Origin of the sequence: Streptomyces sp. KPB2 (assembly GCF_003950055.1) — a bacterium.
Taxonomy (GTDB): Bacteria; Actinomycetota; Actinomycetes; order Streptomycetales; family Streptomycetaceae; genus Streptomyces; species Streptomyces salinarius.
In genome coordinates this window covers 7,944,751-7,958,157 of sequence record NZ_CP034353.1, presented here as the reverse complement: position 1 = coordinate 7,958,157, position 13,407 = coordinate 7,944,751, and the positions used below count along the sequence as shown (strand labels likewise).

Here is a 13,407-nt window from a genome sequence, read left to right as displayed (position 1 = left end):
ATGCGTTCTTCGGAGGCGACTGCTCGGCAGGCGCCGTTCTTCGAACCGGTCGCGATCGTCGGGCGCGGCTGCGTACTGCCGGGTGCGCTCGACCCGGACACCTTCTGGGCCCGGATCGCCGCAGGCCGTTCCGCCCTCTCACCGGTGCCCGACGGACGCTGGCGGGTGCCGCCGGCACGGGTGTCGGGCGCACCTGGTGACAGCGATCGGATCTGGACCGACATCGGAGGCTACGTCCACGGCTTCGACGAGGCGTTCGACCCGACCGGGTTCGAGCTGCCCCCGGCCGAGATCGCCCCACTGGACCGGGCCTTCCGCTGGGTCCTGCACGCCGGTCGGCAGGCGTTGAACGAGGCGGGCCGGCCCGATCTCGGCCGCGCGGGGCTGGTCCTGGGCAACCTGGCGTACCCGACCACGGCCATGGCCCGGTACGCCGAGCACGTGTGGCTGTCCGGCTGGGGGCGGCCGGGGCCGGGCGACGACGCCGGCCCCGATCCCCTGAACCGGTTCGCGGCCGGTCTCCCCGCCCATCTGGCCGTTCGCGCGCTCGGCCTCGGCGCCGGCGGTCATGCCCTGGACGCCGCCTGCGCCTCCTCCCTGTACGCGCTCAAAGCCGGCTGCGACCGACTGCGGGACGGGGACGCCGACCTCGTGCTGGCCGGGGCGGTGGCCGCCGCCGACAACCTCTACATCCATCAGGGGTTCTGCGCGCTGACCGCGTTGAGCCGGTCGGGCCGTAGCCGTCCCTTCCACCGGGAGGCGGACGGACTGGTGCCCGCCGAGGGCGCGGTGCTGTTCGCACTGGCCCGGCTCGACGACGCACTGGCCCAGGGCATGCCGGTCCTGGGCGTGATCCGGGGCATCGGGCTGAGCAACGACGGCGCGGGCGGCGGCCTGCTGGCCCCGGACCGGGCCGGTCAGGAGCGCGCCGTGCGCGCCGCCTACGCCTCGGCCGGGGTCGCACCGGAGACTGTCTCGCTGGTCGAGTGCCACGCGCCGGGCACCCCGAGCGGGGACCTGACCGAGGCACTGGTGATGCGTGAGGTGTTCGCCGATGCGGTGGACCTGCCGATCGGTTCGGTCAAGTCCAACCTGGGGCACCCGCTCACGGCGGCCGGCGGTGCCGGTCTGCTGAAGGTTCTCGGTGCGTTGCGTGCCCGGGTGCGGCCACCGTCCCTGCACGCGGACGCGCCGCTGGACGTGCTCGCCGGAACACCGCTGCGACTGCTGCGGGAGGCCGAGGAGTGGCGCGGGCGGCGCAGGGCAGCGGTCAGCGCGTTCGGATTCGGCGGCGCCAACGCGCATGTGGTCGTCGATGCCTGGGAGCTCGGTCGGGCCGCGTCCACCGCTGCCCTCTCGCCCCGCCCTGTTCCCCGTCGGCCACGGGTGGACCAGCGGGTGGCGATCGTGGCGATCGGTGCACGGGCCGGGTCGGGGACCGGCTACCGGGACCTGTGTCACGCGGTCCTGGACGGCGCGCCCAGCCCCGGCCCCCGGCGCTCCGTCGAGGTCGCGCTGGCCGGGCTGCGGTTCCCTCCGGCCGATCTTGCCGAGGCGTTGCCGCAACAGGTCCTTGCCTTGGAGGCGGCCCGGGAAGCCGCCTCCGCGACCCGGCTGCCGCCCGACCGGACGATGGTCCTGATCGGCATGGGCACGGACCCCGAGGCGGCGCGTCCCGGTGCCCGCTGGCGTGCGCCGGGGTGGGAAACGGCCTCCGGCCTGCCCGCTCCGGTGCCTGACTGGCCGGACGCCTTCCGCGCTCCGCTGGTCCCGGAAACCGTGCCGGGCACCATGCCCAACCTGGTGGCCCACCGGATCAACACCCAACTGGACCTGCGCGGCCCCAGCCATGTGGTCTGCGCGGAACAGGCGTCCGGCCTGGTCGCCCTGGATCTGGGAGCGCGGGCGCTGCGGGCGGGAGAGGCGGACGCGGTGCTCGCGGGCGCGGTCGACCTGTCCCACGAGCCCGTGCACCTGGCGGCGCTGGGCGCGCTGGGAGATCACCGGCCCGGTGGTGACGTGGCCGTCGTCCTGGTGTTGAAACGCCTGACCGACGCCGAGCGGGACGGTGACCGGGTCATCGCGTTGCTCGACCACACGACGGACCGGACGGCCCCCGTCGGCCTGCTGGTCGGCGACGCGGACGCCGGAGGCACGGACGGGACCCACCGGATGCGGGATCGCGAGGTCCCGCCCGATCGTGACGGCGACAGGACCGACAGGGGCCGGGCGGGGGACCAGGAGGACGGGGACGACCGGGACGACCGGGACGTGACCGGAGAGGACGGCGAGCCGTCCGGCCGGCCGCCCACGCCCCGCGTCACCGCCCGGTACGACCACAGCGAGCTGTTCGGGACGGCCCATGCCGCGCACGGCGCGCTGGCCGTGGCGGTGGCCGCGATCGCGGTCCACCACCAGGCGGTGCCACGGTCGGGTGCGGCCGCGCTGCCCGCCGACGCGCCCCTGACCGCCTGCGCCCGGGTGACGCCCCTCGGCGCCTCCCCGATGGCGGTCCGCCTGCGCCCGGCCGGCCCGCCGCTGCCGTGGTCCTCGGTCGCGCCCCGCTGTCACGTGTTCTCCGGCGCCGATCGGGCCGGGGTGCTGGCCGCACTGGCCGAGGGACGGGAGTCCGGCGCCGGTCCCGCTCGCCTCGTGGTGGTGGTCGACCGGGTCTCCGAGACGCTGGGCGAACGGCTGGCGGTCGCACGCCACTGGTTGACGTCCGGCGGGCCCCGCCCGGACCGGATCGCCTACCAGGACGCCCCCACGGGCGGGGAGGTGGCCTTCGTCTTCCCCAGCGGCCAGGCGAGTTATCCCGGGTGCGGGGCGGAACTGCGGCTCGCCCTGCGCGCCCCCCGTACCGAGGAGGCCGCCCGGCCCGTCCCGGTGCCGGAGCCCCGGCACCCCACCGGCACCGACCCGGTCCCGGTCGTGACGCGGATCCGGGACACCACCGAACTCGCCGCCCTGCACGGCGAGATCACCCGGAGCCTGCTGGGGCTGCGGCCGGACGCGGCGATCGGCTTCTCCTCCGGGGAGTCGACCGCGCTGATCGTGCTCGGGGCGTGGCCCGACGCGGCCGGCCTGTACCAGGCGGTCTCCGACAGCGACGTTTTCCGGTTCGACCTGTCCGGGGAGTTCCGCGCGGCGCACCGGTTCTGGCGCGGACACGGCCTGGAACGGGGGCGTTGGGCCGAGTACCTGGTGCACGCGACCCCGGCCGACGTGCGCGCCGCCCTGGCGGGCGAACCACTGGCCCACCTGCTCGCCGTCGACTCGCCCGACACGTGCGTGATCGGCGGACTGGACGCGGCCTGCCGACGCGTGCTGGACCGGATCGGCCCCGGGCTCCCGATGGCCGACGGGTACCAGATGGTGGCGCACGCGCCCGAGGCGAACCAGGTCGCGGCCGCATTTCGCGCCCTGCACCGTCGGCCGACCAGTCCCACGCCGGGCATCCGCTATTACAGCGCGGCCACCGGCGAGCCGTACCCGGTCGATCCGGACCACGTCGCGGACGCGCTGCTCACCCAGATGACCAGCACGCTCGACTACCCCAAGGTGGTCGAGCGGGCCTGGACGGACGGGGTGCGCGTGCTGATCGAGCACGGCCCGCAGAGCGGACGCACCCGGTCGATCCGCCGGATCCTGGCGGACCGGGACCACTTGGCGGTGGCGCTCGATGTGCCGGGACGGGGACTGCGGCAGCTGTGCGACGCGGTCGCCGAACTCGCCGCCGCCGGGATCTGCCCTGATCCCGCGCCGCTGTTCGACCGGCTCACAGCGGCCGCCGGGCTGCCGGCCGATCCGGGGAGGACGATCACCCTGCCGGCGCACCCGCCCGCGATCCGGCTGCCCGGAACAGATCATCCGGAGCAGCGGATGGAACCCGCGCCGCTGTCGCCTCCGGCGACCGTACCGACGACACCGGTCGGCGCGCCGCCCGGTCCCGGTACGGCGTCCCCCTCCGATGCCCAGGGCCCGGCCTCGCCGCGTGCCAGGGCTGTACCCGTCGCACGAACCGCGTCGACCGGCCCGGTGACCGCTGCGGACCACCCGGTGCAGCCCCTTGCCGCTGCGAACCGCCGGGCGCCGGCCGTGGCCACTGCCGACGATCCGGTGCCGGCACTCGCCGCCGCCCACCACGCCCGTCTCGCCGTCGCCCAGCGGGAGTACCTGGAACGGCAGGGCCGGGCGCACGCGACGTTCCTCCGCACCCGGCAGCTGGTGATCGGTTCTGTCCCCGCCACAGCGGCCGGCGGTGACCGGGCCCTGTCCCCCGCCCCGGATCCCGCGCACCTGCCGCAGGCCGTCGAACCCGCCCCGGTGGCGATCCCGTCACCGGGCTCTCCGGCTCCGCCGTGGCCACCGGCCGTACCGGAGCGGCCCGCACGGGGGCTGTCGCTGCCCCTGGAGCGTGCCCGGCTGGAGTACCTGGCGCACGGGCGGATCTCCGACGTCTTCGGTCCCGCCTTCCGCGCGCAGGACCACAAGCGACGGCAGACCCGGTTGCCGCGCCCCCCGATGCTCCTGGTGGACCGGGTCACCCGGCTCGACGCGGAACCCGGCTCGATGTCCACCGGCACGGTGCACACGGAGACCTACGTCGCCCCGGACGCCTGGTACCTGGATCCGGCAGGCCGGATGCCCGCGGGCCTGTTCATCGAGGCCGGCCAGGCCGACCTGCTGCTGATCAGCTGGCTCGGGGCGGACCTGCTCGACCACGGCGACCGGGTCTACCGGCTGCTGGGCTGCGAGGTGACGTACCACGGACCGCGGCCGTCCGTCGGGGAGACGCTGCGGTACGAGATCCACGTCGAGGGCCATGCCGAGCACGACGGCGTGCGGCTGTTCTTCTTCCGCAGCGACTGCTACGTCGGAAAGGAGCTGCGGCTGTCGGTACGCCAGGGCCAGGCCGGTTACTTCACCGACGCGGAACTCGCCGGTTCGCAAGGAGTGCTCTGGAGCCCGGGACCGTCACCGGCAGGGGCGGTCGACCCGCCCGCTGTTCCTCCGTCCGCCACCGCTTTCGGTCCCGACGCCGTACGCGCCTTCGCCGAGGGCCGGCCGGCGGACTGTTTCGGCCCCGGCTGGGACGTGGCGCGCGCCCATGTGCGTACCCCGACTCCCGGACAGGGCCGGCTGTGGCTGCTGGACGAGGTGAGCTCACTCGACCCCGCCGGGGGCCCCTGGGGCCGTGGCTACCTGCGTGCGGAGAGCGAGGTCCGGCCTGACGACTGGTTCTTCGACGGCCACTTCCACAACGATCCGTGCATGCCCGGCACGCTCATGTTCGAGGGCTGCGTGCAGGCGATGGCGTTCTATCTGGCCGCGCTGGGCTTCACGCTCGACCGGGACGGCTGGCGGTTCGAGCCGGTGTCCGACGAGTCCTACCGGATGCGCTGCCGGGGGCAGGTCACCCCGCGAAGCCGTCGGGTCCGCTACGAGGTGTTCGTCAGCGGACTGTCGTCCCGTCCCCGGCCCACGCTCCGTGCCGACCTGCTCTGCACGGTGGACGGCCTGCCCGCTTTCCACGCCTCCGGGGTGGGGCTGGCACTGGTCCCGGACTGGCCCCTGGAGTACTGGCGGTGGCTGGGGCCGCCCGCCGTTCAGACCAGTGGGGCACCGGTGCCGCTGCCGGTGCTCGGTGGATTGCGCGGTCTGGAACCCGACCCGGCGGCGGCCACTCTCGCCGGACGGACCGTGGACTTCCCGTCGATGCTGGCCGCAGCCTGGGGCCGGCCCAGCGTGTTCGGCACCCGTGGAACCCGGTTCGACGGCGGCAAGCGCTGCGCCCGACTGCCGGGCCCGCCCTACCTGTTCGTCACCCGCATCGTCGACGCCGGCCTCGAACCGGACCGACCGCGCCCGGGTTCCTGGCTGGTCGCCGAGTACGACGTACCGGAACAGGTCTGGTACTTCGAGGAGAACGGTACCCGGGTGATGCCGTTCGCGGTGCTCAACGAGGTGGTCCTGCAACCGTGCGGGATGGCCGCGAGCCTGCTGGTTCCGCAGCCCCCGGACGCCCCCGAACTGTTCTTCCGGAACCTGCAGGGGAACGGCACCGTCCTGCGGGAGGTCCCTGCCGGGACCCGCACCCTGCGCACCAGGGTCGAGATGGGGGACCCCTCGCAGTTCGACGGCGTCACCCTCGTCCCGTTCGAGGTCTTCTGCGAGGCGGTCGACGAGACCGGCGCCCAGCTGCCGGTCATGGAACTGTCGACGCAGTTCGGGTACTTCCCGGCAGCCTCGTTCGCCCGGCAGCCCGGACTGCCTCCCAGCGCCGCCGAACGCGCCCGGCTGGCCGAACCCTGCGACCGGGTGGTGGAGCTGCGGCATCGTCAGGAGCGCCACGGCTCCGGTTCCCTGCGGCTGCCCGGACCGATGCTGCTGATGCTGGACCGGATCACCGGGTACTGGCCCGATGCCGGACGGGCGGGTCTTGGCCGGCTGCGCGCCGAGCGCAAGGTCGACGCCGGGGACTGGTACTTCCGCGCCCACTTCTTCACCGACCCGGTGCAACCCGGATCCCTCGGCCTCGAAGGTGTGGTCCAGCTGCTCCAGTGGTACCTCCTCGAACGCGACGCCGGCACCGGGCTGACCGCCCCGCGCTTCGAGTCCGTGGCCGTCGGTCACGAGGTGCGCTGGCTCTACCGGGGCCAGGTGGTGCCGAGCGACGGGCTGGTCACGTTCGAGGCCGAGATCACCGAGTACGGGACCGACGCGCGCGGCCGATACGCATGTGCCGAGGCCTGGCTGTGGGTCGACGGACGTCGCATCTACCACCTGCCCCGCATCGGGGTCCGGGTGGTCGACGGCCATCCGGCCGTGCGGGAGCTGGAGCTGGACCCTGCCGTGGACACCTGGCTGGACGACCACCGGCCCAACTTCGTGGTTCCCGCGGTGCCCATGATGACCACGGTGGATCAACTCGCCGCCGCCGCGGCCAGGCTGACCGGTCAGCCGGTCGTCGGCCTGCGCGAGGTTCAGCTGCACCGCTGGCTTCCCCTGCCCGGCCCCGTGCGGATCCGTACCGACGCCGAACCGGCGGCCGGGGAAGGGACCGCGGCTCGTCTCTCCGTCTGGCGGGAGGCCGGTGAACTGTCCCGGTACGAGGTGGTCGGTGAGGCCACCGTACTGACCGGAGCCGTGCCGGGGCCTCCCCCGGCCCTGTTTCCTCCGCTCCCCGACGGCCGGCCGCAGCCGGACCCGTACGAGGCGGCTGAGCTGTTCCACGGCCCGGCGCTGCGGTACCTGACCTCACTGACCGTGGGCTCCACCGGCTCCAGCGCGGTGCTCGACGCCGGGCGGGGCACCACGCCGTTCGGCCAGCTGGGGCAGGGGCTGCTCGACGGCTTCCTGCACGCCATCCCGTCCCAGTCGCTCTGGCGGTGGATTCCCGGCCTGTCCCGCGACCTGGTCGGCTACCCCCACCGGTTGCCCTGGCTGGACCTGTACGAGCCGCTGCCGACCAGCGGTGAGCTGCGGGTCGAGGCCCGGTTCGCCGGCTTCGACCAGGGGCACCACCTGCTGCCGGTGATCGACGTCCAGGCCCGGGTCGGCACCCGGCTCGTGGCGCGCCTGAGGCTGGTGGAGTTCCTGGTGCGCCTGCCGGGGAGCGAACGGATGCCGCTGCGGGACCGCAGGGCCTTCGCGACGGGCCTGCGGTATGTCCCCACCGCCCGTCTGTCCCACACCCGGGACGGGATCACCACACTCTCCGTCGACACGGTCCGCCGGTTCGACACCCTGCCGGGCACCACCTCACGGATCTACCGGCTTCCGGCCGGTCTTCCGCTGCCCGAACGCAGCACGCGCATCGCCGTCAAGGAGCACGTGTCCGGCCTGGCCAGGGCCCATCCCGGACAGATCGAGGTGGCAGCCGACCTGCGCTCGGCCTGGGTGGCCGGTGTCCCCGGCACGGTCTGGCCGGTGCGGGTCGAACCCGAGGCGGACGTGGTGGTGGTGCGTTGCCCTCTCCCCGACCGAGATGCCTGACCCGGCTTTCGGATGCCGGGTGGGCCGTGTTGTGTGTGATGGGTCGTCACAAACGCTGATCCTCAATTGTCATGGAGAGAGTAGGACGGAGTGACCTCGTCGCTTCGTCGATGACATCTGTCGACGCTTTCCAAAGGACGACCGCATGAACCAGATCAACGTCGCACGCCCGGACGCACCGATGAGGGACGAGGCAGTTCCGTCGCGCTACGCGCTGAAGGTCGGCGACATCGATGTCACAGTGATCAGCGACGGGGTGCTGGCGATCAACCCCGCGACGCTGGCCACCAATGCCGACAGGGCCGAGCTGTCGGCCTGGCTCCGTGACAACTTCCTGCCGCCCGAGGTGATCGACTACCCGCTGAACGTGTCGGTGGTCCGCAGCGGGGACCGGACCATCCTCATCGACTCCGGGCTGGGTACGGAGTTCCCGGGCTTCCCCCGGGCCGGGCAGTTGGCCATGAGGCTGGATGCCGCCGGGATCGATCCCGCGTCCGTGACCGACGTGGTGCTCACCCACTTGCACATGGACCACATCGGGGGACTGCTCGTCGAGGGCCTGAGGGGCCGGCTGCGCAAGGACCTCCGGGTCCACCTGGCCGCCGCCGAAGCCGAGTTCTGGCAGGCGCCCGACTTCTCCCGCACGGCCATGCCGGCGCCGGTGCCCGAGACGCTCGTCACGACCGCCGCGCGGTTCCTGGATGTCTACCGCGGCCAGTTGCGCCCCTTCGAAACCGAGTTCGAGGTGGCGCCCGGTGTACTGATCGAGCGCACCGGCGGTCACACTCCCGGTCACAGCATCGTCCGTCTGGAGTCGGGTGGGGAGCGGCTGACGTTCGCCGGTGACGCTGTGTTCCAGTGCGGGTTCGACCAGCCCGGCTGGTACAACGGTTTCGAGCACGACCCCGAGGAATCGGCTCGGGTCCGGATGCGTCTGCTGAAGGAAATGGCGGCGAGCGGTGAGCACCTGATGGCCAGCCACCTGCCGTTCCCGTCCGTCTGCCACGTGGCGACCGCCGGCAACGCCTTCCGTTTCGTGCCGACGGTCTGGGACTACTGAGTCTCGGCATCGCTGCCGGCTCCGTCAGCCTGAGGGGTTGGGCGGAGCGGATGCGGGCAGGCTCGCGGCGAGCGCCGCAGCCTGCCCGCGCGGCTGGGACGGCGCTCCGACCACCGAGCCCCTTCGGGTCGTTGAGGACCTGAGTGCCCAGAGGCGCCACCTTACGGGTCGCGTGGACGAGATCGCTCTTCACCCTGTTTGACTGGACGGCCCCTCGTACGGCGACGCCCCTGCGGTGCGCTGCGTGTCGGTACCGGTGGTCTGGTCCCGGATGCCACGGAAGGCGGACAGGAGCCGCAGGGGTCCACCGACGGTGCGGCATTCCGTCGGCACGCGGTCGCGTCGTCCGGCGGGCCGAGGACTCGGGCGAGGCTTGTCGGTGGCGGTCCCGGACATGTGCCTGCGTGCGGATCTTCCCGTTCAGCCGGGTGTCGTCGTCGGCCGTTCGGCGAGCACCGTGCGCAGTTGCCGTCTCGAACTGATCCCGAGCTTGGCGAACACCTTGCGCAGGTGCCACTCGACCGTGTGCGGGCTGAGGAACAGTTACGCACCGATCTCCGGATTGGTCAGCCCGTCCCGGGCGAGCCCCGCGATGTGCGCCTCCTGCGGGGTCAGGGCCGCCCCGGCCGCCGTGCCGCGCCGCGCGACCGTCTCCCCGGTGGCCTGCAACTCGCCGGCGGCACGGGCCGCGTACCCGCTCGCGCCGAAGTCGGTGAACATGTCGTAGGCCGTCCGTAGCTGGTCCCGGGCGTCGCCCTTTCGGTTCTCCCGCCGCAACCACTCCCCGTACACCGGGTGCGCGCGGGCCAGTTCCACCCGTAGCCGGGTGCGGCCCAGCCGGTCGACGGCCTCCCGATAGGACTTCTCGGCGTTTCTCTCGGCCTCGCTGCCCGCGGCACGAACCGTGCGGCAGCCCTGCGCGTGGGCCGCCAGATGGTCGAGGAGTGCGGTGTTGTCGATGCCGGCCTCTCCCCGCACCACAAGGGCGGCGCTGCGGCCGTCCCGTACTTGCGCCGTCAGTTGCTCCACGGTCTGACGATCACGGCTGCGACCGAGCACCACGCACCCCGCACCGGGCCAGAAGGCAGTGACAACGACGAGGCTACTCCTGCCGGTGTCGCGCGTCTCGCGGTCCGGACGTCGGCGCGCGTCCTCCGAAAGCCGCCACCAGCGGGTTTCCTGCTGCGCATGAAAGACACGGGGCGTTTGCGGTGCCGACCGGCGGATCGCCTCATTCGTGCGACCCCTTGGGGGATCCATAGCCCCGGGGCCGGCCGACCGTGGCGCTTCCGGAGCCCGAGCGGGTCGGTCTGAGGGAGCGAGCTGCGGACCCGCAACGGTCACGGCCGTCGGTCAGTGATCTTCGGGACGGACGATCCGGAGGGCCGGGCGGCCTCGCCCGAGAACCCCTGGCCGCCCGACGGGCGAAACCGCGAGTGAGGGGGCTACTCAGCGGCGTGCGCCCCTCCGTCCCGCGTTCCCGGAGTCGACGACAGGGCCGGCTGTCAGCCGGGTCCCGCCCGCCGCCTCTGCATCCCTGTCGCCGCCGTCGACATGTCCCAAGCCCGGATCACCAATGTCATCTGCCACCTGTACGAGGAGGGCCGAGGCCGACGTCACAGCGCCTGCCCCGGCCCTTCCGTACAACGCGACGTTCCCGGTACCTGGCTCATACGACCGACGCCTCGCCGACACCGGCGTGACTCCGACCGGCCACGGCGCGCCGCACACGGGCCGTCCGCCAACGACCGCTCAGGGAGCGGGCGGTGGTGTGGGAGCGCCGCGCGGTGGGGCGATCTTCGCGTACGTCGCCGTCCCCGCAGCCTGTTCGGGAACGACGGCGGCCGCGTCCGCGGGGGCGGCGGTGATGCCACCGCCCGGGATCCAGCCACGGTCGACGACCTTCGTCTGCATGATCCATGCACCGGCCAGGATGAGCAGACCGAAGGTCAGCATGCCGATCAGAGCCACGGTTCCGTCGAGCTTGCCGATGCTGCCGAGCACGGCACCGAACCAGCCGAAGTCGGCGTCGCCGAACGTCGTGTTGGCCTCGCCGAACGAGCCGAGCGCCTTGAGCAGGATCGCCGGCAGGAACGTGATCAGCAGACCGTTGAGAAAGGAGCCCACCGCGGCACCCCGGCGTCCGCCGGTGGCGTTGCCGTAGACACCGGCCGCGCCGCCGGTGAAGAAGTGCGGCACCAGGCCGGGCAGCACCAGGGCCAGACCGAAGGCCGGATTGAACACCCAGACGAGGGCCGCCAGACCCGTCAGGCCGCCCAGGAAGCTGAAGATGAACCCGATCAGTACGGCGTTCTGCGCGTACGGGAAGACGATCGGGGCGTCCAGGGCCGGCTTGGCACCGGGCACCACACGCCTGGCGATGCCCTGGAAGGCGGGCACCAGTTCACCGAGGATGGTGCGGACGCCGAAGAGGATGACGGCGACGCCGATACCGAACTGCAGGCCCTGCATCACCGACTGCATGATGTAGTTGCCCACGTCGGCGGCCGGGTCACCGCCACTGCCGGCGAACGCCTTGAACGCCGTCTCCTGGCCGGCCTTGGCCAGGAACAGCAGGGACATCACCAGGTAGATGAGGACCATCGACAGAGCGGTGGCGACCATGGAGTCGCGCAGGAAGCGCAGCCCCTCGGGCAGCTTCATCTCCTCCGTGCTGCGGCTGTTCTTGCCCACGAGCTGCCCCGTGGCGCCGGACACGATGTAGCCGGCGGTGCCGAAGTGGCCGATGGCCAATGTGTCGTTGCCGGTGACCTTCTTCGTCCAGGGATGCGCGAGGGCCGGGAGGGCGACCAGCAGGATGCCCAGCAGCACGCCGCCGCCGAGCACCACCGCGACCGAGCCCTGCCCGGCGGTGGCCATCACGATGGTCAGCAGGGTCGCCATGAACAGCATGTGGTGGCCGGTGAGGAACACGTAGCGAAGCGGCGTGAACCGGGCCAGGGCCAGGCTGACCAGGAACCCGAGGATCATCAGCCAGGCGACCCGGGCACCGAACTCGCTCTGCGCGATGCCGACGATGGCCTCGTTGGTCGGAATCACGCCGTGGGTGCCGGTGGTGCCCTGGATCATCCGGCCCAGCGGATCCAGGGACGAGCTGACCAGTCCCGCGCCCGCTCCGACCAGCAGCAGGCCCAGGGTCGCCTTGATGGCGCCGCCGACCGTCTGCCCGACGGACCTCTTCAGGGCGGCCAGTCCCACCGCGGTGATGATGCCGATCAGGTAGGCGGGCTGGCTGAGTATCTCGTTGACGAGAAACTTCGCGATGTCTATGACCCAGTCCATGACAGGTTCTCTCTCGTCACACGTCGTAGGTGTCGCGCAGGACCGCGTCGACCTCGGTGGTGCTGCTGAAGTCGCGGACGACCTTCACGGGGATGCCGACGTCACCCAGCGTTCTGGCTATCTCCTGAGAGGTGAGGATGGCGACCGCTTCCGACGCCTTCCCCTTGGCGGAGATGGTGTCGGTGGCCTCCACCGACACCTGACGGGACCAGCCCCAGCGGTCGAGGACCTGCTCCAGGGTGTTCTTCAGGAACAGACTGGTTCCCACGCCGTTGCCGCAGACGGTGAGGATCTTCTGCTCCGACAGGGCCGGAGCGACGTCCTTGGCCGGGGCGGCCGGTGAGCCGCCGCGGCCGTCGGCGCCGGTTGGCTCACCTTCGAGCACTCGCAGCACTTCCTCGGGGCTCGTCGCCTGCTGCAGGGCGCGGACGTTGTCGCCGTCGGCGAGTACTTTCGCCAGCGCGGCCAGCGCCGCCGTGTGCGCCGCCGAGTCGACGGCGGCCAGCGCCACGACGAGGTGCACCGGATCATTGGTCTCATGACCGAAGGCCACGGGAGAGGCCAGCCTCACCCAGGACATGCCGGTCTTCAGCACCGCCTCGAAGGGGCGGGTGTGGGCCAGGGCGAACCCCGGGGCGATGACGATGTACGGGCCGTTCTCCTCGACGTTCCGTACCATCGCCTCGGTGTACTCGGCCGTACTGATGCCCTCGTCGACCAGCACCTGCCCGGACGCGCGAACGGCGGACCTCCAGTCCTCCGCTTCTACGTCGAGCCGGATGCCGTCGACCGACAGAAGGTCGGTGAGTGCGCTCATGACAGTGGAACCTCCTTCGTGGGCGTGAGCCGGCCGGTTTCAGCTCATGACTGTTCCGCCGTTACACCCCTACCTGACCATCCGTGACCTGATACGTGACGCCGGTGAGGTGTGAGGTGCGTCTCGCCATCCGAAACAAGGAAATGGTCGACGACCAGGAAGGGACGCACCGTCGAGACACCCGATGATCTCGAACTTTGATTCGATTACCATCTCACCGTGCATGAGA

4 protein-coding genes and 1 pseudogene are annotated in these 13,407 nt (G+C 72.2%); 2 read left to right on the top strand and 3 right to left on the bottom strand.

Annotated features, from left to right (window positions below; genetic code table 11):
• Both D1J63_RS36040 and D1J63_RS36035 read left to right on the top strand, forming a co-directional pair.
• Positions 1-7,998, top strand: a complete 7,998-nt coding sequence (locus D1J63_RS36040) for a beta-ketoacyl synthase N-terminal-like domain-containing protein (RefSeq protein ID WP_125634908.1) — start codon at positions 1-3, stop codon at positions 7,996-7,998.
• Positions 7,999-8,143: 145 nt separating this feature from the next.
• Positions 8,144-9,058 carry an MBL fold metallo-hydrolase gene (locus D1J63_RS36035; protein ID WP_125634906.1) on the top strand — a complete coding sequence of 305 codons (915 nt, stop codon included), beginning with the start codon at positions 8,144-8,146 and terminating at the stop codon, positions 9,056-9,058.
• 420 nt (positions 9,059-9,478) lie between these two features.
• On the opposite strand, the pseudogene D1J63_RS36030 reads toward D1J63_RS36035, so the two are convergent.
• The 3 genes and pseudogenes from D1J63_RS36030 to D1J63_RS36020 all read right to left on the bottom strand — a co-directional run.
• Positions 9,479-9,928: pseudogene (locus tag D1J63_RS36030) on the bottom strand (helix-turn-helix transcriptional regulator); the annotation flags it as partial.
• 882 nt (positions 9,929-10,810) lie between these two features.
• Positions 10,811-12,361, bottom strand: a complete 1,551-nt coding sequence (locus D1J63_RS36025) for a PTS ascorbate transporter subunit IIC (RefSeq protein WP_125634904.1) — start codon at positions 12,359-12,361, stop codon at positions 10,811-10,813.
• A gap of 16 nt (positions 12,362-12,377) precedes the next feature.
• Positions 12,378-13,178 carry a PTS sugar transporter subunit IIA gene (locus D1J63_RS36020; protein WP_125634902.1) on the bottom strand — a complete coding sequence of 267 codons (801 nt, stop codon included), beginning with the start codon at positions 13,176-13,178 and terminating at the stop codon, positions 12,378-12,380.
• Between the last annotated feature and the right edge of the window lie 229 nt (positions 13,179-13,407).